General features: G+C 57.1%; 23 protein-coding genes. 8 read left to right on the forward strand and 15 right to left on the reverse strand.

Features of this window, described 5'->3' with window-relative positions:
* Window positions 1–31: 31 nt before the first annotated feature.
* Together GRH90_RS23310 and GRH90_RS23315 are read right to left on the reverse strand one after the other, a co-directional pair.
* Window positions 32–247, reverse strand: coding sequence for a DUF378 domain-containing protein (locus tag GRH90_RS23310; protein WP_246236212.1), 216 nt, complete (start codon window positions 245–247; stop codon window positions 32–34).
* A gap of 353 nt (window positions 248–600) precedes the next feature.
* On the reverse strand, window positions 601–1,494 hold the full coding sequence (locus tag GRH90_RS23315; protein ID WP_162368374.1) for a LysR family transcriptional regulator: 894 nt from the start codon (window positions 1,492–1,494) through the stop codon (window positions 601–603).
* An 85-nt stretch (window positions 1,495–1,579) separates the two neighbouring features.
* Here GRH90_RS23315 and GRH90_RS23320 point away from each other — a divergent pair, with 85 nt between their 5' ends.
* A complete protein-coding gene (locus GRH90_RS23320; protein WP_162368375.1) occupies window positions 1,580–2,407 on the forward strand; it encodes an NAD(P)H-dependent oxidoreductase in 828 nt (275 codons plus the stop codon).
* A gap of 1,044 nt (window positions 2,408–3,451) precedes the next feature.
* Here GRH90_RS23320 and GRH90_RS23325 read toward each other — a convergent pair.
* Together GRH90_RS23325 and GRH90_RS23330 are read right to left on the reverse strand one after the other, a co-directional pair.
* Window positions 3,452–4,201 carry an NUDIX hydrolase gene (locus tag GRH90_RS23325; protein WP_246236213.1) on the reverse strand — a complete coding sequence of 250 codons (750 nt, stop codon included), beginning with the start codon at window positions 4,199–4,201 and terminating at the stop codon, window positions 3,452–3,454.
* A 36-nt stretch (window positions 4,202–4,237) separates the two neighbouring features.
* Window positions 4,238–5,152 carry a LysR family transcriptional regulator gene (locus tag GRH90_RS23330; RefSeq protein WP_162368376.1) on the reverse strand — a complete coding sequence of 305 codons (915 nt, stop codon included), beginning with the start codon at window positions 5,150–5,152 and terminating at the stop codon, window positions 4,238–4,240.
* A 102-nt stretch (window positions 5,153–5,254) separates the two neighbouring features.
* On the opposite strand from GRH90_RS23330, the gene GRH90_RS23335 reads away from it, so the two are divergent.
* Together GRH90_RS23335 and GRH90_RS23340 are read left to right on the forward strand one after the other, a co-directional pair.
* Window positions 5,255–5,710, forward strand: a complete 456-nt coding sequence (locus tag GRH90_RS23335) for an ester cyclase (protein WP_162368377.1) — start codon at window positions 5,255–5,257, stop codon at window positions 5,708–5,710.
* Window positions 5,711–5,888: 178 nt separating this feature from the next.
* Window positions 5,889–6,413: a GNAT family N-acetyltransferase gene (locus GRH90_RS23340; RefSeq protein WP_162368378.1), complete on the forward strand. Its 525-nt coding sequence runs from the start codon at window positions 5,889–5,891 to the stop codon at window positions 6,411–6,413.
* A gap of 14 nt (window positions 6,414–6,427) precedes the next feature.
* Here GRH90_RS23340 and GRH90_RS23345 read toward each other — a convergent pair whose 3' ends face one another.
* Window positions 6,428–7,843, reverse strand: coding sequence for an aminotransferase-like domain-containing protein (locus GRH90_RS23345; protein WP_162368379.1), 1,416 nt, complete (start codon window positions 7,841–7,843; stop codon window positions 6,428–6,430).
* Window positions 7,844–8,031: 188 nt separating this feature from the next.
* Here GRH90_RS23345 and GRH90_RS26750 point away from each other — a divergent pair, with 188 nt between their 5' ends.
* Window positions 8,032–8,256: a DUF1127 domain-containing protein gene (locus GRH90_RS26750; protein ID WP_162368380.1), complete on the forward strand. Its 225-nt coding sequence runs from the start codon at window positions 8,032–8,034 to the stop codon at window positions 8,254–8,256.
* Window positions 8,257–8,259: 3 nt separating this feature from the next.
* On the opposite strand, the gene GRH90_RS23355 is transcribed toward GRH90_RS26750, so the two are convergent.
* The 8 genes from GRH90_RS23355 to GRH90_RS23390 all read right to left on the reverse strand — a co-directional run bounded on the left by GRH90_RS23355 (window position 8,260) and on the right by GRH90_RS23390 (window position 15,439).
* Window positions 8,260–9,066 (reverse strand): phosphate/phosphite/phosphonate ABC transporter substrate-binding protein, encoded by an 807-nt coding sequence (locus GRH90_RS23355; protein ID WP_162368381.1) that lies wholly within the window; start codon window positions 9,064–9,066, stop codon window positions 8,260–8,262.
* Complete coding sequence (locus tag GRH90_RS23360) at window positions 9,063–10,067, reverse strand: ornithine cyclodeaminase family protein (protein WP_162368382.1); 1,005 nt, start codon at window positions 10,065–10,067, stop codon at window positions 9,063–9,065. Before GRH90_RS23360 ends, GRH90_RS23355 begins: the two co-directional genes overlap by 4 nt.
* Window positions 10,068–10,088: 21 nt before the next feature.
* Window positions 10,089–11,042: an ABC transporter ATP-binding protein gene (locus GRH90_RS23365; RefSeq protein ID WP_162368383.1), complete on the reverse strand. Its 954-nt coding sequence runs from the start codon at window positions 11,040–11,042 to the stop codon at window positions 10,089–10,091.
* Window positions 11,043–11,047: 5 nt separating this feature from the next.
* Window positions 11,048–11,692 carry an ABC transporter permease gene (locus GRH90_RS23370; protein WP_162368384.1) on the reverse strand — a complete coding sequence of 215 codons (645 nt, stop codon included), beginning with the start codon at window positions 11,690–11,692 and terminating at the stop codon, window positions 11,048–11,050.
* Window positions 11,689–12,336, reverse strand: a complete 648-nt coding sequence (locus tag GRH90_RS23375; protein WP_162368385.1) for an ABC transporter permease — start codon at window positions 12,334–12,336, stop codon at window positions 11,689–11,691. The genes GRH90_RS23370 and GRH90_RS23375 overlap by 4 nt, the downstream gene beginning before the upstream one ends.
* Entirely contained in the window at window positions 12,311–13,885 is a 1,575-nt protein-coding gene (locus GRH90_RS23380; protein ID WP_162368386.1) for an HAL/PAL/TAL family ammonia-lyase, read from the reverse strand. The genes GRH90_RS23375 and GRH90_RS23380 overlap by 26 nt, the downstream gene beginning before the upstream one ends.
* 20 nt (window positions 13,886–13,905) lie before the next feature.
* The gene (locus GRH90_RS23385) at window positions 13,906–14,796 is read right to left on the reverse strand and encodes a glycine betaine ABC transporter substrate-binding protein (protein ID WP_162368387.1); all 891 of its coding nucleotides are present in this window, start codon (window positions 14,794–14,796) and stop codon (window positions 13,906–13,908) included.
* A gap of 265 nt (window positions 14,797–15,061) precedes the next feature.
* Window positions 15,062–15,439: a MerR family transcriptional regulator gene (locus tag GRH90_RS23390; protein WP_218586282.1), complete on the reverse strand. Its 378-nt coding sequence runs from the start codon at window positions 15,437–15,439 to the stop codon at window positions 15,062–15,064.
* Window positions 15,440–15,538: 99 nt separating this feature from the next.
* Between GRH90_RS23390 and GRH90_RS23395 the strand changes: the two genes are divergently transcribed.
* Both GRH90_RS23395 and GRH90_RS23400 read left to right on the forward strand, forming a co-directional pair.
* Window positions 15,539–16,447: an alpha/beta fold hydrolase gene (locus tag GRH90_RS23395; protein ID WP_162368389.1), complete on the forward strand. Its 909-nt coding sequence runs from the start codon at window positions 15,539–15,541 to the stop codon at window positions 16,445–16,447.
* A gap of 462 nt (window positions 16,448–16,909) precedes the next feature.
* On the forward strand, window positions 16,910–18,229 hold the full coding sequence (locus GRH90_RS23400) for a ferredoxin reductase family protein (RefSeq protein ID WP_162368390.1): 1,320 nt from the start codon (window positions 16,910–16,912) through the stop codon (window positions 18,227–18,229).
* 177 nt (window positions 18,230–18,406) lie between these two features.
* On the opposite strand, the gene GRH90_RS23405 is transcribed toward GRH90_RS23400, so the two are convergent.
* Together GRH90_RS23405 and GRH90_RS23410 are read right to left on the reverse strand one after the other, a co-directional pair.
* Complete coding sequence (locus GRH90_RS23405) at window positions 18,407–21,133, reverse strand: cation-transporting P-type ATPase (RefSeq protein WP_162368391.1); 2,727 nt, start codon at window positions 21,131–21,133, stop codon at window positions 18,407–18,409.
* A 455-nt stretch (window positions 21,134–21,588) separates the two neighbouring features.
* Window positions 21,589–22,512, reverse strand: coding sequence for a LysR family transcriptional regulator (locus GRH90_RS23410; RefSeq protein WP_162368392.1), 924 nt, complete (start codon window positions 22,510–22,512; stop codon window positions 21,589–21,591).
* A 96-nt stretch (window positions 22,513–22,608) separates the two neighbouring features.
* Between GRH90_RS23410 and GRH90_RS23415 the strand changes: the two genes are divergently transcribed.
* Both GRH90_RS23415 and GRH90_RS23420 read left to right on the forward strand, forming a co-directional pair.
* Complete coding sequence (locus tag GRH90_RS23415; RefSeq protein WP_162368393.1) at window positions 22,609–23,466, forward strand: aldo/keto reductase family oxidoreductase; 858 nt, start codon at window positions 22,609–22,611, stop codon at window positions 23,464–23,466.
* 1 nt (window position 23,467) lies between these two features.
* Window positions 23,468–23,857 carry an arginase family protein gene (locus GRH90_RS23420; RefSeq protein ID WP_162368394.1) on the forward strand — a complete coding sequence of 130 codons (390 nt, stop codon included), beginning with the start codon at window positions 23,468–23,470 and terminating at the stop codon, window positions 23,855–23,857.
* Window positions 23,858–24,064: the final 207 nt, after the last annotated feature.

Below are 24,064 nucleotides of genomic sequence, written 5' to 3' on the forward strand. Positions count from 1 at the left end.
ACCCGGCCGGATGACTCTGGACGCAGGGCAATCAAACGTGGTGGCAGGCGGTGCGCAGCTTTGGCAAAAGCGCAATGGCATAAATCGCGCACAGGCCGACAATCGCATAGATAATCCGCGACAGCACGGCGGCCTGTCCGCCAAACAGCGCGGCCACCAGATCGTATTGAAACAGTCCTACCAATAGCCAGTTAAGTCCGCCAATGATTAACAATATCAGCGCAATGGTGGTTAATATTTTCATCATTCCTCCGAGAAAAAAATAGACAATATGACAATTAACGTTTAATAAGTTAACGGGTAGAACGGTTTGCAAAATAAGATATAGATATTTATTAGATAATAATTACAGTATACATTCGTGAATCGATGAGATAATAACCTTTGCGACAAATCATTTTGCTGCCGCCACGGTATTTATTCATCTGCGAGCCATAGAATACGGGTTAGAACCTGGATGGATTGTCGGGCCGCCATTCGGTGCGTTATTTGCCGGCGGGTTTAGCAACACGCTTATCTGGCAACGACGGGCCGCGCATTGGCAGGTTATTGCGGTCCACTGCCCGGCCATCGCGGACTGACTAACGCAGACGGCAATGCTCACACCGAAGCCGCGATATGCCCGCGCAGCCATTGATGCGCCGGGTCGCGATGCGAGCGTTCATGCCAGAGCATGGCCAGTTCGAAGCCCTCGACGTCCACCGGCGGCTCGACAACCCGCAGCGCGGCGGCGTTGCGCACCAGTCGCGAAGGCAGCATCGCGACAAGGTCGGTGCTGGCCAGCACCGACATTACCAGCAGGAAATGCGGCACGGACAGCACTACCCGACGCGTCAGGCCCGCCTTGGCGAGCGTTTTATCCGTGATGCCCTGGAATCCACCCCCATCCGGCGACACAATCACCTGATCGAGTTCGCAGAATTGCGCCAGCGTCGGCGGTTTTTTCAAGCACGGATGGCCGGCGCGGCCGGCCAGAACATACTTTTCCGCAAACAGCACCCGGCGATGCAAGCCGGCGGGCGACCCCTCGCTGGTATGGAAAGCCAAATCGATCTCCCCCTGTTCCGCTTGCCTGGCGATAAGCGACGGAACCTGCGCAAGCACCGCCAGCCGGCTACCGGGCGCCATTAAGCGCAATCCCGGCAGCGCGGGCAGCAGGGCGGTAGATTCGCTGTAGTCGGAGGCGGCGACCCGCCATGTATGACTGGACCTGGAAGGGTCAAAGGGCGCCGCGGGAGCCAAGGCGTGCGAAAGCGCATCCAGGGCATGCCGTAACGGTTCGCGCAGCTCGCCGGCCCTGGGTGTGGGGATCATTCCCCTCGGCCCCGGCAGCAGCAGGGGGTCGCCGAATATTTCCCTTAGCTTGGCGAGATGAACGCTGACCGAGGGTTGTGAAAGATTCAGCCGAAGCGCCGCGCGGGTGACATTATGTTCCGCGAGCAGCACATCCAGGGTGACCAGCAGATTCAGATCCAATCGTTGCAGATTAATCATCGCTATACCTGAAATAATATAAATTAATTTCTACTATACCTGACTCCGGCCTATGCTGCCCTTTTCCAGGAACAGAGGCCCAGCCATGAATATCCTTATCGTTTACGCCCATCCCGAGTCCCGGTCATTAAACGGCGCGCTTAAAGACTTCGCGGTCAAGCATCTGGAAGACGCGGGCCACCGGGTGCGGGTATCGGACCTGTATGCCATGAAGTGGAAAGCCGTGCTCGACGCGGACGACAGCCTGGACGGGCAGGCCGGCGCGCGTTTTGATCCCTCGCTTGATTCCAGGCGCGCGTTCGAGCGCGGCCGGCAGAGCCGGGACATTGCCCTTGAACAGGGCAAGCTGCGCTGGGCGGACGCGGTTATCCTGCAGTTTCCCCTATGGTGGTTCTCAATGCCGGCAATTTTGAAAGGCTGGGTTGAACGCGTCTATGCCTATGGGTTCGCTTATGGCGTAGGGGAGCACTCCGACGCGCGCTGGGGCGACCGCTATGGGGAAGGCACGCTGGCGGGAAAGCGGGCGATGCTGATGGTTACCACTGGCGGATGGGAGTCTCATTATAGCCCGCGCGGCATCAATGGCCCGATGGACGATATTTTATTCCCTATTCAGCACGGCATCCTGTATTACCCCGGCTTCGACGTGCTGCCGCCGTTCCTGGTCTACCGTACCAGCCGAACGGACGAAGCCCGGTTTTCCACCCTGTGCGACGCGCTTGGACAACGCCTGGATGACCTGTGGCGCACTGCGCCGATAGCCTTTCGCCCGCAGAATGCCGGTGATTATGATATTCCCGGGCTGACATTGCGGCCGGATATTGCGCCGGACCGGTCCGGTTTTGGCGCGCATTTACGTCCGCCCGTTGCGGGTGAATCCGCGCCCGACGGCGATCGCGCGCGGGAGAAATAAGCCCCGGGCGACGGATTAACGCGTTTGCGGCAATAAAAGCAGTATTAGGCTAGGACGGGGCAGGTCTCTGTTCGCTTTATTGAGGAATAATAGATGCAGTAATCATCCACCGCGCTTATTGCCAATCGCTTAAGCCAATACGCGGCCATTTATCAATTTATTTCATATTTATAAATAATTATCATAGGCTTATATTCTCGATCATCTTTTCCTGTCGGTCAGCGGCACCGAGGCGTACGTCGCCTTTTATCAGCATGCCCTGGCGCCTTTAGGCATTCATCTTGTCCTGGACTATGACCGCGGGCAAGCGCCGGCCTGGTATTCTGATTTGATAGGGTTTGGCGATAATGGCCGTCCCGGCGCGCGCCTTTATTATGCTCCCCGCTATTATGCCGCCCATTTTTTTGATCCTGACGGGTACAGCATCGAAATTGTGTATAAAAGTTGGCGGCACAGGATATAAGGGAACTAAGGATGAATAAATGCGTAATGCGATCGCGGGTGGAATTGCCCTCATCAAGCACTCTGGGAAACATTCATGGTCAATAAAATACTTATCTATGGCGCCAATGGTTACACCGGCAGGCTGGTAGTGGCGGAAGCGGCAAAACGCGGACTCTCGTTCGCTATCGCCGGTCGCAACGCTGAAAAATAACTGCCCTGGCCGATGAATACCATAGCGATTATCACATCGCGGCGGCCCTGGGGCATGGCGTATTCTGGTCAAGCCTGGCTTCCTACGCGGTTAAAATTGCGCCGCGCATGCCGGCGAGCCGGGCAACCGCCTGGGTGTTTTCCGGTATTTCACTGGCCATCGTGGCCGGGACGTTACTGGCTGGCTGGGACCGCATCCGATGCGCCTGGCGGTATTTTCCGCGACGGGTATTGTCCCCAGCCAGTTGCAATCGCGCAAGGTGTCGCAACGCAAGGTGGATTCAGGCGCCGCTGACAATATGGAGTAGCAAATGTTATTAAAACGCCAGGAGTGATATTGTAAATCCATGGCGATTTTTTATGATAATGTGTCGTTTATTACCGGTATGGCTAATCAAACCAGGTACTTTTATTATTTTTTATAATATCCAGGCTGGTCGCTATTTCTATCGGCACGATGCGCGTTAATGATAAGGGCGGCAGATCGAGAGGGTCAAAAAAATCAAGTTCCAACGAGTCTTCACTTAAGCGCAAATCCCCGCCCAGCTCCCGACACAAAAATATGAGCTTATAGACATGCCAGGAATAAGGCGGATGGCCATGCTGATTCCGGTCCCAGACTCCCAATAACCGGTCTACCTTCGCGGTTAAGCCGGTCTCTTCTTCAACTTCGCGGCAAACCGCGTCGGACGGGCTATCCCCCACGTCAGCCCAGCCGCCGGGCAGGCTCCATAAGCCATCGTCGGCTTCCCTCACCATCAGGATTTTACCTTTGCGCAGTATAATCGCCCTGGTGTCTACTTTGGGCGTGGCATAACCTTCTTGCCGTTTAAAACTGTCCAATACCTGCGGCTTATCCAGGGACAACATTTTTGCGCTAAGCTGTGCGGCGATATCGCGTAATTCAATGTAACGTTCAATATCATAGCGATCTTTGGTATAGGTGAGACCCGTTTGCGCCAATGCCTGTAACTTCTGGCCAATGGCAATTATCGATAATTCCTCGGATTTATTGTTGCTGTCTTCATTATTATGTTCATTCATGGGCTTCTCGCTTGTAATTAACATTTCATAACTCAGTATAATATAATTGATAACCAAAGGCAGTATCTTGTCTAACTCATCAAGAATAAGAGGCATGATGAATGCTATGCGTTCCGGAATAGAGCCTATTTCCTATGGCAATAACGCGGCCTCCGACGAGATCAATGCCCTAAGCCACCGCTGGGCCGGGTGCGCATCGCTCTTACGGTGCCAGATAAGGTGGAATTCAATCGGCGGCAGTATCACCGGCGGCGGGAACAACACCAGATCGCGAAGGGCGGGCGAACCCGAAACCACTCGCTTCATCACGGTTGCCGTCGCGTTGGTGCGGGCCACGACGGCGGGCACCGCGAACATTTGGGGAAGCGTCAGCGCCAGGGTGCGGTGCTTACCCATCTGCGCCAACGCCTGATCCACCAGGCCATGCCGATCGCCCTCCGGCGACGCTAGCACGTGGGGCAGGGCAAGGAAGGTTTCCATGTCCATACCCTCCCTTGCCGCCGCGCTGTCGCGGCGCACAATCGTGACGAACTCATCACTGAGGATCGATTTGGTCAATATCCGGTTCTCGGGGTGAACGGGCAGGACACCGATCGCCACGTCAATCGTCCCCGCGTCAAGCAGGTCGACCGCGCTATCCCGGCTGATGAAGGCGCGTACGTTCAACGAGACGCCCGGAGCCTGCTTTTCCAATGCCATGGCCAGCGCGGGCAGCAATACAAAAGCCGGATAGTCGGATAGCCCCAGGGTGAAGGTCAACGACGCCTCTTGCGGCACGAACGCCGGTTTTTTCACCAGGGCCGCCTCGAGCTGCCGCAGCGCCTGGGCTGTGGGTTGCGCAATATCCCTGGCGCGAGGCGTGGGCAGCAGCCCTTCGGCGCTCCTGAGGAACAGCGGATCGCCAAACAACGTCCGCAGACGCGATAGCGCCGCGCTCATCGCCGGTTGGCTCACGCCCACCCGTATCGCCGCTCGGGTCACATTACGCTCGTCCATCAGCGCGTCAAAAGCCACCAGCAGATTCAGATCGATGCCGTGAAAATCCATAAATCAAATACTCGTTTATACAGTATATCTGTTGGACAAATGTTAGCGGATTCACCAGAATTCCGCCATGTATTGCATCCCACTAACAAGGATCAACAGATTATGAGCGACGCTTACACCATGGCCGGCATTGAACAACTGCGGATAGAACGCCAGGCTGTAGAAACACTGTACCGCGCGTTCGGCGACCAGAATCCGGACCTGATCGATATCGCCGTCGCCGCCGATTGGGAAGACATTCCGTTGGCGCCCGGCCAAGGCCCCGGCCCTGAAGGGCTAAAACCGATTATCCGTAGCTTTATCGAGGCCATGCCCGATGTAAAGATCACTATTCACGACCTGATCCAGGTCGCCGGACGTATGGGCGTGCGGGCCGAAATTACGGGTACCCATCAGGGCCCGCTGTTCGGTATTCCGGCGACGGGCAAAAAGGTCAGCTTTGGTATCCACGAGTTTCACGAATTCGAGGGCGCGCGTATCAAAAGGACTTGGCATCTCGAGGACTGGTTCAGCCTGTTCCTGCAGTTGGGTCAGTTTCCCGCGCCTGGCAATCAATGACCCGGTGAGGCGAGCGCCGCCATAAATGCGGCCGATGCTGCAACCTGGGCCGCGCGATGCCCAGGGAAGGCATGCTGCCCAGTAGGAAATGACGCATCAAACTTAGCGATATTGACGATCCGAGGGAAATACGGCTTTAATAAGGCAGTCAGGCCTTGATAAAAACAGAGGAAATTAAATGGAGCTATCCATCGCAACGGAGGACGTCCTCGACAATGTGGCTGAACTGGTTAACCAGGCCTACCGGGGTATCTCGGCGCCGGATTGGACCAGCGAAGTTGGATTGATCGACGGACCTCGTACCAACAGGCTCGCCTTGCAAGAAATGATAAAAAATGACGCATCGACCATTCTGCTCGCGCTGGATCGCGCCTCCGGGCGGTTGACCGGTTGCGTCGCGCTTAGCCCACTGGATCACGGCGAATGGTACCTCTCGATGCTGGCGGTCGACCCGCAGTCGCAATCTTCCGGCAATGGCAAGTCCATCATGACGGGCGCGGAGGATTTTGCCCGCGGCGCCGGCGCCCGCAGCCTGAAAATCTCCGTGATCAATGTGCGGCAAAAACTGATTGAATGGTACGAGCGTCGCGGTTTTGTAAAAACCGGGCATACGGAAGCCTTCCCGTATGACGATCCCGGCGTGGGCGTCCCGCTGCGCGGCGATTTGGCGTTGGTTACGCTGACCAAATCACTGAGGGCTTAAGCGCGGGCCCGGCATTACTTTTCTTCTAACAACTGGTGTATCGCCACGCCGATCTGCCGTACGGCGTTTTTTAGCTCCGTAGTGGGCTGGCGCGCGAAATTTATCCGCAGGCAACTGTCGTATTTACCGGCGGCGGAAAAAACAGCGCCGATGGCGATGGAAATATTCTGTTCTGATAATGCGCGGTTTAACCGTTGGGTATCAATACGGTGATCCAGCTCGACCCATAATAAAAATCCCCCCTGGGGACGGCTTATCCGCGTGCCGCAGGGAAAATAGTCCGTTACCCACCGGGTTATCAGGTCACGGTTATGCTGATACTGGCTCCTCATTCGCCTGACATGCTTGAGGTAATGCCCTTGGGTAATAAAATCGACAATGGCCAACTGCGGCAGGCTGGCGGTGGGACCGGTACTGACATACTTCATATGGATGGCGCGGTTCATATAACTGCCGGGCGCAATCCAGCCCACCCTCAGGCCCGGCGCCAGCGTTTTGGAGAAGGAGCTGCATAACAGCACATTGCCGGTAAAATCCATTGACGTTATCGTGGCCGGCCGGGGATAAGGGTAGGAGAGTTCGCCGTAGGCATCATCTTCAATGATCGCCACATCATGCTCCTGGGCCAGACGCAGCAGCGCCTTGCGGCGCTCAATCGGCATGTTGTAGCCTAAAGGGTTATTGCCGGTGGGCGTTACCAGGATGGCTTTAACCGGCCACTGTTCCAGCGCCAGCTCCAACGCCTCGACGCTGATGCCCGTCACCGGGTCGGTGGGAATTTCCAGCATGTTCATGCCCAGCCCGTGCAGTAGTTGCAAGCCGGCATGGAAACAGGGTTTTTCCACCGCCACCACATCCCCCGGCGCGCAGACGCAACGAATAGCAATGGACAACGCTTCACGGCATCCGTCGGTAATCAGGATATTCCCGGCATCCATACGGCTACCGCTGTCAATCATCAGCCGGGCGATTTGCTCGCGCAGCTCAAAACTACCCCTGATATCCTCGTCATCGAATGTCCGCAGGTATTGCCGTTGGCTCAGGTGGCTTAACGACCGCGTTAACGGCTTCAGGCTGCTGGCGGTAATATCGGGCGCGGCAAACCTAAAGGCTGTCTCCCCGGGCTGCACCGGATTGACCATGTCGAGCACCCGATCCCACTGCGGGATGGTCAGCGAACATTGGGTGGTATTACAGCAGTCGGGCAGGCCGGGGCGCATTTTGCGCCGGGCGACAAAATAGCCGGATTTAGCGCGGGCCTCCACCAGCTGCTGGTCTTCCAGCTCGCGATAAGCCTGCTGCACGGTGGTGATGCTGACCCCATGCTCTTTACTGAGCACCCTGATGGACGGCAGGCGAACGCCGATGGGATATAAACCTTGTTCAATACGCTGGCTCAGTATGGAAGCCAGGTTTTGGTAGCGAGTCATGGCCATATGCAAGTATCAACCGGCGTTGTGAGGGAAAAGCCTGTAAAAGGGTACAGATTGACTCTATAAATATCACAAAGTGTCATGGTTGTACTATCTGTATCTATCAAACCATTAATCGATTGAATCTACTCTGTTTTGCGCTGAGGATTCATGCTGGTGCCATCGATTTCGGATGGACGACACTGATGAACAGCACCAGGAAAACGGGTCATGATAGCGGGCTTATCGCGGCATCTCAGCCGGAGCGGCTTGCGTTGGGAAAGACGGGGTGGTGGCGTTGGTTATCTGGCCGTTATCAACACTGGCGGTCAATTAGTCGCAGCCGTAAGGCGCTGAGGTCGCTTGATCACGCGCAATTACGGGATATCGGCCTGACCCGTGATGATCTGCCCTATAAAGATGAGCGATGATAGTCATGCCAACAGCCGGTAACCCGCCTGTTCGGCTGCTGACGCCCGCTGCGCCAGCAGCTGATAGTCGCGCGGGTCTGGGACTTTAAACCCTTGCAGTTGCAATAGGGTGAGCAGGCCGGTGGTCGCGCCGTCGTGCTGTAATTCGATAAAAGCGCGCCGCAGGCTTGCCAGGATGGCGGGGGGCAATGAGGCCGATGCCACCAGCAAGGGCATCGGGGCCGGCGCGGTCTGGTCAATGACCCGGACTTTTTCTATCAGCCCGGGCTCGTCGCGCGCCAGCAGCTCAAAGGCGTAGCTGTCCACCGGGCCGATATCGGCCATGCCGTCGGCGATGGTTTCCACCACCCGGCGCGGAGTCACCAACGGGCCGACGGTTTCGCGATATAATGTTTTTTGCCCCCGTCGCAGGTATGGCAGCAGGTGAAAGCGCAGGGCGCTATAACCGGAGTGAGACTCCGGATTGGTGAAGGCCAGCCGCCGGCCAAAGGTGTCCTGCAATAGGCGGAAAGGCGCTTCACGGGCTACGATCAAGCGGCTGCGATAGCTGCCTGGCCCATCGCCCAGCGAATGCAGCGGTACCGGCGCGGCAAGGGCCACTACCGGGAACAGCCCGAGTGAAAACGGTAGGCCGCACATGAAAACGCCTGCCAGATCCGGGCGTTGCCAAAGGGCTTCCAGCGGGGCCGGGGCAGGATAATCAATCACCTCACCGTCGACACCGGCGCGGAGATAGACTTCCCGCAGCAACATTTTCCAGCCCGCCGCCGCCGCCGGCGTGACCGAATACATGCGTCCGTTGGCGATCATGCGTAGCGTAATTCCTGGCCGATCCCCAGCCTGCGCGCTTTTTCCAGCATTGCATGGCCAAGGGCGATATCGCTGAGCGACAGGCCGCGATGCCAGAACAGGATGGTTTCATCATCGCGCTCGCGTCCGCTTTTCAAGCCGGCGACGATCTGGCCTAATTCGCCGTGCAGCGTTTCCTCGCTGAGCTTACCGGCTTCAACGTGCGCGCGCAGGGAGCCAAACATGCCGCCTTTGCACTGCCCCCAGTCATCCACCACCAGTTTATCCATGATGTCGGTCAGCGACAGCTCGACCGCGCTCATGGTGCCGTAGGGCACCACCAGCGCGCCGGGCTTGATCCAGGCGGTTTTCAGCATGGGCGCCGGCTTTTCCAGCCGCGACGCTTCGACCACGATATCCGCGTCGCGCACACAGCTTTCCCAGTCGGCGGTGACAATAATCTTTTTGCCTAAATCCAGTTCCAGGCGCTGCGCAAAGGCGTTACGGCTTTCCGGTCGGCGGGAGTGGACGCGGATTTCATCAAAGCCATACAGGCTGTCCAGCAGGCGTACGTTCCAGTATGCGGTGCCGCGTGCGCCGATATGCCCGAGTATTTTGCTGTTTTTACGCGCCAGATGGCGGGCGCCCAGCGTGGTAATCGCCCCGGTGCGCATATCGGTAATGGCCGAGGCGTCCATGATGGCCACCGGCATGCCGGTACGCGGATTAAACAGATTGAGCATCGCCATCTCGGAAGGCAAGCCCAGTTGGTAGTTATTCACGTAGTCGCCCACCACCTTCACGCCCGCCAGGTTGAGCGGCGCGATATAGCCGCGCAGCACGTTGAAATGGCCGTTAAACGTCGGATCGGGGATCAGGTGCATGCGGGGTTCGATGACCGTTTGGTTTTGCCCCTGCGCCAGCAGTCCGGCTTCGACGGCGGCGAGGATCTCGCTGTCGGTCATCGCCAGTTGCTGAATATCCGGGCCGTTGAGGTAGCTAATATTGACGTGTTGAGTCATTTAATTCCCTTAATCCGGCGCTCAGGCCGCAAGCAATGTTTGCTGGTAATGGAAAAGCTGCTGGCGGTTTAATTCCCCCAGCACCTGGTGTTGGTCATCGGTAACGCGCACGCCCGGGGCATCCTGGGCCAGCATCAGGGCCAGCACGTCTTTCAGGCTCGCCCGGGCGTTGACCGACAGGGGATAGCCGCTTTGGGCGGCCGGCGTCATCGCCTGGCCGACCGGCGTCAGCGCCAGCAGCTTCAACGACGCATCGCTGCCGATAAACGCGGCGACAAAGTCATCGGCAGGTTTGCTGAGGATAGCCTCGGGCGTAGCGTACTGACACAGTTTGCCGTCGCGCATAATGGCGATGCGATCGCCCATCTTGATCGCCTCGTCGAGATCGTGGGTCACAATCACCACGGTTTTTTTAACCCGCTGCAGGATTTGCTTAAATTCGTTTTGCAACCGGCCGCGCACCAGCGGATCGATGGCGCCGAAAGGCTCATCCATCAGCATGACCGGCGGATCGGCCGCCAGCGCCCTGGCCACCCCGACACGCTGGCGCTGTCCGCCCGACAATTCCGCCGGATAGCGGCCGCGATCGGCGGCGGGATCGAGACCGACCAGATGCAGCAACTCATCGATACGCGCGTCGGTTTTGCGGCGATCCCAGCCCAGTAGACGCGGCACGGTGGCGATATTGTCCGCGATGTTCATATGTGGAAACAGGCCGACGTTCTGGATAACATAACCGATCTGGCGGCGAAGCTGCACCGGATCGACTGCGGTCACATCTTCGCCATTAACGAAAACGCGTCCCCGGGTGGCGTCCTCCAGCCGGTTAATCAGCCGCATGGTGGTGGTTTTTCCGCAGCCGGAGGGGCCTATCAGCGCGGTGGTGGAGCCTTCCGGGATCTCAAGCGTCAGGTCAAATACCGCTTTTGCCGTTGTCCCGGGATAAATCTTGGTAATATTTTCCAGTCTGATCATAGGGTTTACCCTTTGGGAACGTGCTTGAATCCGATTTTTTCAACGGTGGTGAACAGCAGCTCGGCGCCGATGGCCAACAGGATGATGGGAATAGCGCCCACCAGCAGGCGCGACATATCCATAATGGCGATGCCGGTGGTGACAAAATCGCCCAGCCCGCCGCCGCCGATAAAGGAGGCCAGCGCCGCGCCGCCGATCACCTGCACGGCGGCCGTGCGCACGCCGGCCAGAATGCCGGGCGCCGCCAGCGGCAGGATCACCCGGCGCGTCGTTTGCGCGCGCGTTAGCCCCATTCCTTTGGCGGCGGAGAGCGTGTCGGTATCCACCGCCTGGATGCTGGTGCAGGTATTGAGCAGGATCGGCGGCAGGGCGAGAATCACCAGCGCCACCACCGACGGCATCAGGCCGATGCCCAAAAACGGCAGCGCCGCCGCCAGGATCGCCAGGCTGGGAATGGTTCTCAGGGTACTGGCGATGTTGGTGGCGATAAAGGTGGCGCGCGGCGAGGCCGCCACCTTCACCCCAATCGGAATAGCCAGTAGCAGCGAAAACAACAGCGCCAGCCCGCACATCACTAAGTGTTGACGCAACGCGTCCAGGAACTGATGCGGATTAGCCGCAATCCAACGCCAGGCATCATAAAAAATCATGCGTTTGCCTCCACGCGGGCGACGGGATGGCGGCGCCGCGCCAGACGTCGTTGCAGCAGCAGGAACAGCGCGTCGACGCCGATGGCCAGCAGGGAGGTCAGGCCGCCGCCAACCAGAATTTTCTCCGGAAAACGCTGATCCAGTCCGGCAAAAATAATGGTGCCCAGCCCGCCCGCGTTGATATAGGCGGCCACCGTGGCGATGCCGATAAGGGTGGTGGTGGCAATGCGCAGTCCGGTAATGATAAAAGGCAGCGCCAGCGGCAGTTCAATCTCCCACAGCATGCGCCAGTAACCATAACCCATGCCGCGCGCCGCGTTGAGCACGTCGGGCGCAATGGCGTGAAAGCCGGTGGCGATATTGCGTACCAGGATCATCAGCGCGTAGGCGGTGAGGCCGACAATCGCCGGCAGCAGGCCAATCCCCAGCCAGGGAATAAACAGCGCGAACAGCGCCAGGCTGGGAATGGAAAACAGCATACCGGTGAAGGTCAGCACCAGCGCATAGGTTTTGGGCCGGCGGGCGCTCCAGATGCCTAATATCATGGCGATGACGAAGGCGCAGCTTATCGACATGCCCACCAGGTAAAGATGTTGTAATAAGGCCAGACCGATATCATCAAGGTGTTTGGGGGCCCAACGCATGGCACTCAGTCTCCAGAAGCTGTTCGCCGGCGGTCAGCCAGCCGGGGGCGGTGATGGCCTGCGCCAGGTTTTCAATATCGCGGGCGGTGGAGCGATCCTGATCCAATCCGGCAACCAGCCCGCGCACGCGGGCATAAACGGCCGCGCTGCCCTGGCCGAGCCGAATCTGCGGGTCCTGGCGCAAATCGACGGCCTGTGCCGCCACCATCAATTCAATCGCCACCAGATAGCGCAGGCTTTCCACCAGGCGCGTCGTTTTGCTGACGACGGCCATGGATTGCGAGGCGTAATCCTCCACCCGATCGGCCACAGGTATGGTGATGGCGGACAGCGGATTGGCGTGATGCACAATATCGCTGGTCAGCGCGGAAATGGTTTTTTGCAGCGTGGCAAACCCCGTCTGCCCGCGGTGCTGCGTCAGGAAACGCGGTAACCCGCTGGCGCTCTCGGACATCAGTTTCATCATGCGTTCGGCGGCACAGCTGGCCTGACGCGCCAGCGCCAGACCCAGGGCTTCAAACGCCAGCGCCAAATGGGTGGCGTCAAAATTGGCGTTGGCTAATACGATATCCGCTTCGGCTATCAAGGCCGGATTATCATCGGCGCTGTTGAGCTCCAGCTCGGTTGCCTGTCGGGCAAGATTGAAGGCCTGGTATACGCTGGCCAGCACCGACGCCGCGCAACGGAAGCTCAGCGGGTCTTGCAACAAACGCGCGCCGCCGGGCTGGGACAGGGCGCCGCCGGCCAGGAGCGAGAGCAGATGGGACGCGCACTCCGCCCCTCCCGGCAGCCTGCGGATGCGCCCGGCCCAGGGCGATAACGGGGAGATATTGGCGCGGAACGCCTCGAACGACAGGGCGATGGCACCGGCCTGCACGTTAATCAACTGGGCAATATCGGCCAGCAGCAACGCGGACAAACCGACGCTTGCCGCATTGGACGACACCAGCGCCAGCCCATCCTTGCCGGTGAGGGCGGGCAGGGTGACGCCAAGTGCCTGCGCCAGCGTGCGGATATCGGCAACCCGTCCCTGGTATTCCACCAAACCGTCGCCCGCCAGCGCGCTGCCGATATGCGCCAGCGGCGCCAGGTCGGCTTCGCCGATCGAACCCAGCAACGGCACCTGCGGATGCACGCCGCGATTTAAAAAATAAAGCAGGGCCTGCGCGGTCGGCAAGGAGATGCCGGAATATCCTTCGGCAATGCCGGCCAGCCGCGCCAGCATCATCGCCCTGACCTGATCGCGGTCGGCAAGCGCGCCGACGCCTACCGCGCGCGCCAGCGGAATACGCTGCTGGATGTCATGTAACCGCGCGATATCCTGCCGGCCGTCGGCGCCGCTCAGTACCGCGGTATCCACACCGGCACCCAGGCCGGTGGTCACGCCGTAGATCCGATCGCCGGCGGTTATGCGCTGGCAAAGAAAAACAAAGCCCTTTTTTATACGCTGTTGTGCCGCCGGGCTGAACGCTACCGGTTGATTTTCCTGAACTATGCGCACAAGCGTCGCCAGGGTTAACGCCGTGTCGCCACCGAGATTAAACGTCATTTTAGCTCTTAGCCGGTTGTTCAGGGTTTCACTATACCTTTTTCACGCAGAAACGCTTGCGCGACGTCGGCCGGTTCTTCTTTCCCTTTTTCCACCGCGGCGTTAAGTTTTTGCATGGTGGCGTTATCAAGCAGCGCACTGACATTATTGAGCGCCGCTTCCGCGTTGGGATAGGCTTTCAGCGTCTGGTCACGGACCACCGGCGCAACAAAATACGGAGGGAAGAGATGCTTGTCGTCGGCAAGCGAGACATATTGCCCGTCGGCGATTTGCCAGTCGGTGGCGAAGCCGTTGGCGACATCAATCTGTCCGGCGGCCAGCGCATCATAGCGCAGGCCGACTTTGGCGAACTGACGGAATGATTTGAATTTAATGCCGTACACTTGCTCCAGCTCTTTCAGGCCGTCCTGGCGATCGCCGAACTCCGCCCCCGCGCCGATGGTCAGCTGCGGCGCCGCCTTGGCGAGATCGGAAAGGGTTTTCAGATGATATTTATCGGCGGTGGCTTTGCTGACCAGCAGCGCATAGCCATTATTCAGCCTCGCCGGGGCCAGCCAGATGAGATGGTATTTCTCGGCGTAAACCGTTTTGACCTGTTGATAGACTTTATCGGGGTCGGATGACAATTCCCCTTTCACGACGGCGCTCAGCGCGGTGCCGGTGTACTCAGGGTACATATCGATATCTCCTTTTAACAACGCCGCCTGGGCAATCAGCGTGCCGCCGAGGTTGATTTTGCGCTCCACCGGAATGCCCGCCTGCTCCAATGCGGAGGCATAGATTTCCGCCAGGATATACTGCTCGGTAAAGCTCTTGCTGCCGACGATAAAATCCGCTGCCTGGGCCGCGGACGCTACGGCGCTTAATCCGGCAATGAAAAATAAAACCTGCTTAAGGGTGGTTATGCGCATTTTTTTCCAGCGTAGAATAAGTTGTGTGAATAGACAGGTATATACAATATTTATGCCAATAACGTAAGTTGTTATTAATCAATTAGTTAATTTCAATGGGCACTGTTTGTGCTGGTTAAGCCCGCGCTATTGCACCAGCATGAAAGAACCGTCCTTCGACGTTAGCGCAAAAACACCGTGCGGGTGAAATTCGTTTTCGCCATAAGTTATAGCGTTAGCAGCAGAAACCCATAGGATAAGGCGGAGATGATTAGCCGCACGAAAATTAGTCCAGAGGTGGGATAACGCCTTCGGCCAGCGTCTTGAGCAGGCGCGCGCGGCGGCGCTCGAGGTCGGCAATCTGGCGCTCGATGGAGTCCAGCCGTTTGCGCTGGACCTCGGTGGTCTGGGGGCAGGAGCCCGCCCCTTCGATCATCCGCATGCAGTCGGGAAACGCGCGGATCTCGGCCAGGCTGAAGCCGGTGGCGATCATACGCCGGATCTGCCTGACCTGCGCCACCGCCGCGTGGGGAAATGACCGGTAGCCATTACAGGTGCGGATGGACGTGAGCAGGCCATGCTCATCGTAATGGCGGATTGAGCGCACGCTGGCGCCGGTTGCGCGCGCGAGCTGGCCAACGGTCAGCGAGTCTGGCGGAGTCATTTTGTTCATGGGAAAAAGCATAGCACATTTTTACCTTGACCCTAACATCAGTGTGAGGGTTGAGTCTGTGGGCCCTTGTCCAACAAAAGAGCACCGCTTATGTCCACATATACGTTTAGCCGCATGTTGTCCGCGCTGGTGGTTACCGCTACCTTATTCGCCCTATCTCCATCCGTTTTTGCCGAGACGAAAAGCTATACGGTCAGCGCGCCGGACGGCGTAAAGATAGCCGTACAGGAATCGGGCAACCCCGACGGCGGCGCCATTATTTTTATTCACGGTCTGCTCGGCAGCCACCTTAATTGGGATGGGCAAATCAACAGCCCCGAGCTTAAGCGCTATCGCATCATTACCTACGATATGCGCGGCCACGGTCTGTCCGGCAAGCCGACCGATGCCAAAGCCTATACCGACGGGCAACGCTGGGCGGGCGATCTCGCCACGGTTATCCAGTCGTCGCACGCGCGCAAGCCCGCTCTGGTCGGGTGGTCGCTGGGCGGCGTGGTGATATCGAACTACCTGGAAAAATATGGCGATGACTCGATTTCCGGCGCGGTGTATGTCGATGGCGTGATTGAACTCAAGCCCGATCAGATACCGCCGCACCCGGTGGTGTATCGCGACCTGAACTCTCCCGACTTAAAGACCCATCTCGACGCCGTGCGTGATTTCCTCGGCCTGTGCTTCCACACCCAGCCGGACGCGGCCACATCTGGGCGTCTGTTCGCCAATGCCGCCATGGCTTCGTGGGATATGCAGCGGGCGGTGCTGTCGATAACGGTCGATGCGCCAAAGGCCTTGGGCAAGGCACGGGTACCGGTGTTGCTGATCTATGGCGCGCAGGACGCGCTGGTGCAGGCGAAGCCGACCATGGCCCGGGCGATGGCGCTGAATCCGGCAATACAGGGCAAGCTCTACGCGAACTCGGGCCACGCGCCGTTTATCGAAGAGCCGGAAAGATTTAATCGCGATCTGTCGGCGTTTGTCGATACGTTGTCGCAACGCTGAGCCGGTTTGCGCCAAAAGTCCTGGCGGTGAGCGGTAAGGCACGCTGCCACGGCCGTTCTCAGGTGTGCCAAAGTGATTAAATAGGGTGATTTTCCTGAAATTACCCTATTTATTCGCCGCGTTACCCCATTTTATACCAGCAGATTATCTGCCAACGCCTTTATAATGAGCCGGGACCATTCATGGCATTGAATTAGTCAGTAGAATGATATTTTAATTAATTTTATTAATAAAAATATCGAAACCAAACGGCAAGGATTTAATTAGAGTGATATCTGATCCTAAAGAAATATTACTATTATTCCAGACAGAAATCACAATGCATTTAATCGGAAGTATATTAAGAGGCTTTTTTCCGCAAAAACTTTATTGACAAACGGAGAGCCAGCGCAATTTATTGCCAGCAATACAGGATTATACTGACTGAAATTTGATAATAACGGTCTGTGCAAGGAGTTCACCATGCTTACCTTTGCGCTGCGTAATAGCCTGTGGCTGCTGGTTTATCTGTTCTTTATTTCAGCTCCGCTCTTTGTATTACTACTGGGTTCGTTGCCGCCCGCGAGAGATTTCTGGACCGAGTTATCCATAGCCCTGGGATATTCGGGATTAGCGATAATGGGGTTGCAATTCGGCCTGATAGCGCGCTTTCGTTGGGTAACCAAACCCTGGGGCGAGGATATTATTTATCATTTCCACCGGCGGATATCGTTAATCGCCCTTGGCCTGGTGGTGGCACACCCGCTGATTTTGTTTGTTGTACGCCCGGAACTGCTGGCGCTGCTTAATTTTGTCGAGGCCCCCTGGCGCGCCAGGCTGGCGGCAATATCCACCTATTCTTTGATTGCCCTGATCGTTATGGCGTTGTGGCGGGTAAAGCTTAGATTAAGCTACGAGTTTTGGCATCTCACCCACATCATTTTGGCGGTGGTCGCCGTGGCGGCCGGGCTTTTGCATATGGCGGCGTGGGGCTTTTATCTGAACGACCCGCTGAAAAGGGCGCTGTGGTGCGGGCTGACGCTGTTTTGGCTGTCCCTGCTGCTGTATGTCCGCCTGGTGAAACCGCTGTTTATGCTGCGCCGGCCGTACCGGGTAACGCGGGTGAAAGCCGAACGCGGCGATACCACCACGCTTGTGATGAAGCCGGAAGGACATACGGGTTTTCGGTTTACGCCGGGTCAGTTCGGCTGGCTGACGTTATGGAACGGCCCGTTTAAAATCACCGGGCATCCGTTCTCCTTCTCATCCAGCGCCGAGGTCAAGGACGGCCGCGTCGAAATGTCTGTGCGTAATTTGGGCGATTTTACCGCTAAAATTTCCCAGGTCGCCGCCGGACAACGGGTTTATCTCGACGGCCCGTATGGAGCGTTCACCATCGGCCACCCGGCGGATATGCATGTGTTAATCGCCGGCGGTATCGGTATTACCCCTATGATGAGCATAGTGCGCACCTTGGCCGACCGCGGCGACAAACGCCCGGTGGTGCTGATATACGGCGGCGGGGACTGGGATTCCCTGACTTTTCGCGAGGAACTCGAGGCGCTGCGGGCGCGGCTTGATCTGACGCTGGTATACGTCCTGGCCCGCCCCCATGACAGCTGGACGGGAGAAAAAGGCTTTATTAATGCCGGGATACTCCGACGTCACCTGCCGCCGCCCTTTGACATGCATGAATACTTTATTTGCGGGCCCAATGTGATGATGGATGCCGTTGAAAACGCGCTGTCCGGGATGGGCGTGCCGATGGTTAAATATCATACCGAACGTTATAATTTTGCTTGAGGAAAACACGCTATGCAACGACTGTTTGCCGAACGGCTGGCTCTGGTCAGCGGGATTATTATCGTGGCGCTGGCCCTGCTGTTTGCTTATTTGCGGGTTTGCGGGTGATGTTGTGGTTACGCTATGCGCGGGCCGGTAACAAGCCCGGCGTCGGCGGCCGGGCTTGACCGCCATGGCTCAGGTCGCTTTAGCGGTGGAGCGGAACCGGGCAAACAGCCATTTTTCAATTTCCACAATGATAAATATACCGATGCTGACCAACAGTGTTACGCCCCAGTAATAGGCCGGCAGCGGTTCGGTGCCAAACGCCCGATTCATAAACGGCAGATAGATGATGGCCAACTGCAGCAATATCAGCACCCCGGTGACCAGCCACAATCCCTTATTCAAAAACATTTCCCGGTTCAGCGGGAACCTGTCCGTCACGCGGCAGTTAAACATGTAAATCCACTGCGCGGTGACCAGCGTTTGCATTACCAGCGTACGGATAAATTCGCCGCTATAGCCGCGAGGTTGCAGGAATGATTCCAATAAAAAAGCGCTACAGGCGATAAGCGTGCCGACAAAACCGATGCGCCAGATGGCGTGGCCGTCCAGCACGTGCCGGGCGGGATCGCGCGGCGGGCGTACCATAACGCCTTTTTCCGCCGGCTCAAAAGCCAGGCCGAATGACAGCGTGGTGGAGGTAGCCATATTGACCCACAGTATCTGCAGGGCGGTCAGAGGAATGATCGCGCCGGCCAGTATGGCAAAAATAATCAACAGGCCCTGCGCCAGGTTGGTGGGCAAAATAAACAGGATGGTTTTTTTCAGGTTATCGTAGACGCGCCGCCCTTCTCTTACCGCGTTGGTTATCGTGGCAAAATTATCATCGGTTAATACCATATCCGCCGCTTCCTTGGTGACCTCGGTACCCTTAATCCCCATGGCAATGCCCACATCGGCCTGCTTGAGCGCCGGCGCGTCGTTGACGCCGTCGCCGGTCATGCCGACTATCCCGCCTCTGGTCTGCAAGGCTTTTACCAGCCGCAGCTTATGCTCCGGGCTGGTACGGGCAAAAATATCATAATGCACCGCCGCTTCGGCCAGGGATTCATCCTCCATATGCTCCAGCTGGTTGCCGGTAATGGAGTCGGTCCCATTGCCGATACCCAGCATGGCGCCAATGGCCATCGCGGTTTCCTGATGGTCTCCGGTAATCATCTTCACGCGGATGCCGGCCCGTTGGCACTGGGCAATGGCATCGATAGCTTCCGGACGCGGCGGATCCATCATTCCGGCGATGCCCGCAAAGACCATGCCCTGCTGAATGGCTTCGTGCCCCAGGGCCGGCTCCGCCGCCGTCTGGCTTCTAAACGCCGCGGCCACCATGCGCAATCCCTGCCGGGCATAACGCGCCATTTCCTCTTCCCAATAATCGCGGCGAAACGGTCGTAAACCCTCATGCGTCAGTTCCTGGGGGCAGAAGGTAAACAGCACATCCGGCGCGCCGGTCAGGAAGATATAAATCTGATCGTCGATCTGATGGCGGGTCGCCATGTATTTATATGCAGAGTCAAACGGGATTTTATCCAGCAAATTCACATTGCCGAGCCGCAGGCCGGACTTGGCGGCCAGGACCTTTAATGCGCCTTCCGTCGGTCCGCCGGTAATACCCCAATGGCCCTGCCCATCCTGCCGGATTTGGCTGTCGTTACACAGTTCAACCGCGGTGATAAAGCGCTCCAGGGTGGCATCTTCACTCAGATTAACGGACCGTTCACTCCCCTGCGGGTAAATTTTACCGACCGGCTCATAGCTTTCTCCTTCCACCCGATAGCTGCGATCCGCCATGACCACCGTTTTCACCGTCATTTCATTCATCGTCAGCGTGCCTGTTTTATCGGAGCAGACGACGGTCATCGCCCCAAGGGTTTCCACCGTCGGCAGCTTACGGATAATCGCCCGCGCCCGCGCTATGGACTGCACGCCCAGCGACAGGATAATCGAGATAATGGCCGGCAATCCTTCGGGCACCGACGCGACGGCCAGGCTTATCAGCGCCAGCAGCAGCTCGGTGAACGGCATATCGCGCAGGAAAAAGGCGAAGACAAACAGCACCGCCATCATCACCAGGATCAGCATAAAAATTCCTTTGCCCAGGCGATCCATCTGCGTTAAAAGCGGCGTGCGATGGGGATCAATGGCGGCCATCATCTGGTTGATATGGCCCAATTCGGTATCGCCGCCGCTGGCGGTCACCACGCCTTTGGCCGTGCCCGCGCTGATGGTGGTACCGGAAAACAGCAGATTAATGCGATCGCCGATAGTCACCTCGCGGTCAATCGCCCCGGTCTGCTTTACCACCACCGTTGACTCACCGGTGAGAATGGCCTCTTCCACCTGCAGGTTATGAGCTTCCAGTAGCCGCAGGTCGGCCGGAATCTTATCGCCCGGGCGTAGGGTAACGATATCGCCGGGCACCAAATCCCTGGCTTCTATGGTCTGGGTAATCCCCTCGCGGATCACCACCGCCGTGCTGGACAACATGCCTTGGATACTTTTCAGCGATTTTTCGGCATTGCTTTCCTGCACAAAGCCAATCAGCGCGTTAATCACCGCCACCAACAGGATAATGACCATGTCGACCCACTGCGCCATAATTCCTTTTAATACCGCCGCAATCAGCAGTATGTAGATCAGTACATCATTAAAATGCGCCAGGAATTGCAATAAGGGATGGCGGGTTTTGCGCGCCGGCAGCTCATTGGGACCATGGCGGCGCAGCCGCTCGGCAGCCTCTTGCGGCTCTAATCCGCTATCGATGGTCCCGAGCTGGCGCAGCGTTTCTTCCGTATCCAGCCTATACCAGGCGATATCCGGGTTCTGCGGTGAAACAGACGACTTTACCGGTGAAGTAGTCATTTAATGACCTCCATATGGCAAAAAAATAGGTTATTCGCAAAAGACATTTACGCGTTCGTTTTATCCTGCAAGGAAATAAAACCGGCTAACCGCTTGGCCAATAGCGCCTTCCAGGTATTAAACAGACAGTGATGAGTAAAGTAATAATAACAGCCTCATACCGGCATCAATGAGAGCTGGGTCAGCTTATGAACAGGAGAATAATAAATTAGATCGTCGGGTCGTTTCCGTTAGCCATGCAGGAGTGAGTATTGAACTGTTTGTTATAAGATTAATAAAAATGGACACTAAACATATTTATTAGGTTTATTTATTCGTTAGTTTGTTAAATATCAATTTACCTTAATTGATTTTTTTATTCCTTCTTCAGATGTGCCTGGGGACAAAATATTTTGGGGGTGGGACCACTTGTCATCAGGCAATCCAGCCAATAGTCAAAATTAACGCTATGGCCTTTAAATACCTCGGTTGAAAAATTGTTGTTGATCTTCGCGGATAAAATCAATAAAAGCGCGCAACGGCGTCGGCACCAGTCGCCGGTCCGGGTAATAAAGATAAGGGCCTGGAAAATCTGTCCACCAGGGTTCCAGTATGGGTTCGAGCGCGCCGCTGGCGATATGGGGCCTTAGCCACTCCTCGAAGAGCTGGATAACTCCGACTCCCGCCACCGCCGCCTCCACCGCCAGTTCAACCGCCGCCCCCACGGTGACGATAAGCGGCCCCGAAGGCTGCAACCTGACAATTTCCCCGTTCCTTTCAAATTCCCATTCCGGCATGACGCCGCTGGCATATTTACCCCGCAGGCAAGCGTGGTGCAGCAGGTCCCGCGGATGTTGCGGCCTGCCCTGGCGGTCAAGATAACCGGGCGCCGCGGCTATGGCGAAACGCTGCCTGCGCGGGCCGATCGGCACGGCAATCATATCCTGTTCCAGCTTTTCGTCGTAACGTATTCCCGCGTCGCATCCGGCGCGAAAGATGTCCACCACATTGCTGTCAGCCACGATCTCTAGCTTAATTTCAGGATATCTGGCCAGAAACGCCGGGACGATGGCGGGTAAAACCAAGCGCACCGCGCTGACAGGCACATTCAGGCGCAGCATGCCGGCGGGGGTATCGCGGAATTTGTTAACGGCGTCGAGCGCCGATTCCACTTCGTTCATCGCCGGCAGTAATCGATCCAATAACATCTTTCCGGCTGCGGTCAGGACCACGGTACGGGTGGTGCGATTAAATAGCCGTACGCCCAGTTGCTGCTCGGCGCGCCGTACGGCGTCGCTCAGGCGAGATGGATTGCTGTTGATGGCCCGAGCCGCTTCCCGAAAACCGCCTGCCTTGGCAACGGCGATAACCGCGTTTAACAGTCCAAGATCAATCTGCATTGTCCAGAATTCCGCACAGCCTGTCTCTATTTAACCCTATAGTCGCACAGGTCTGGCGGCCATACAATGAGTGACACATTGCACAGGAGAGCCACTATGTCCAACATCAATACCTCCGGCAGTTATCAACTTGGCCATCGGCAGGTCAACCGTATTGGCTATGGGGCGATGCAACTGGCGGGGCCGGGCGTGTTCGGTCCGCCCAAAGATCCCGCCATGTGCCTGCGCGTGCTGCGCGAAGCGGTGGCCGCCGGCGTAAACCATATCGATACGTCCGATTTCTACGGGCCGCATATTACCAACCAGCTTATCAAGGAAGCGCTCCATCCTTACGCCGACGATCTGTGTATTGTCACCAAGGTGGGCGCAGTTCGCGATGAAAAGGGCGGCTGGTCACCGGCCTCATCGCCGGAAGAGCTCACCAGGGCGGTAGAAGACAACCTGCGCCATCTGGGACTGGATGTGATCGATGTCGTCAACCTGCGCAGTATGCTGGATATCCAGCGTCCCGTGGAAGGTTCACTGGAAGCCCCTTTGACCGCCCTGGTCGAGCTGAAGGAACGCGGCCTGATTCGGCATATCGGCTTGAGCAACGTCACCCCCACGCAGCTATCCGACGCACAGAAGATCACCCCCATCGCCTGCGTGCAGAATTTCTATAATCTGGCTAATCGCCAGGACGATAGCCTTATCGATACGCTTGCCGCAGAGGGTATTCCCCTGGTGCCGTTTTTCCCTTTGGGTGGTTTTTCACCCCTGCAATCCGGGGCGCTTAACGACGTCGCCCACAGGCTGAACGTCACCCCCATGCAGGTTGCGCTGGCCTGGCTGTTGCAGCGCTCGCCGAATATTTTGCTGATTCCCGGTACGTCGTCGCCGGAGCATCTGAAAGAAAACCTGGCGGCGGCCGAGGTGCGGTTGTCGGCGGAAGATGTAAAGTTGCTGGAGCAGTAGGATGGTCCACCGGCTGTTCGCGAAAAACAGCAAACCCTTTACGCCATCCAGCCGTTGCACGGCCTATATGGCAACATTGCCGGTGGTTGCCCGGCATCATCCAGTTGCCTGCGGCGTCTGGCTTGATGCCCATGCCGATCTGAATACGCCACATAGCTATCCAACGGGTTATATTGGCGGTTTTACCATCGCGGGGCCGGTGGGTTTATGGGACTCGGGCCCAGGCGGTGGTCTGGATTTATCGGCGGCAATTTTGGCGGGGGCGCGCGATATTGGCTCGCCGGAGCAAAAGCTTATCGACGATGGAAAGGTGACATGGGTACCGGCGGGGACGGACTGGTGGAAGGATTACGGCGCGCTATTAAAGGCCGGGCGGGTTATTATTGGATAACCTTTGACATGCCTGTCCGATCGTGGCGGGAAATGACTTGATCGGCATGTCAGTCGCCGAGTTTCAGATTTCCCAGGCTGAAAAGAGCCTGTACATAGATTTGTGTAATTGCCTGATTTTGATATCTTCAATCCAACATCAAAAACAGGTTAATTTATGGACGAAAAGCAGTTGCAAGCTCTGGCTAACGAACTGGCCAAAAATCTC

It is taken from the genome of Acerihabitans arboris, from assembly GCF_010131535.1.
Taxonomy (GTDB): domain Bacteria; phylum Pseudomonadota; class Gammaproteobacteria; order Enterobacterales; family Enterobacteriaceae; genus Acerihabitans; species Acerihabitans arboris.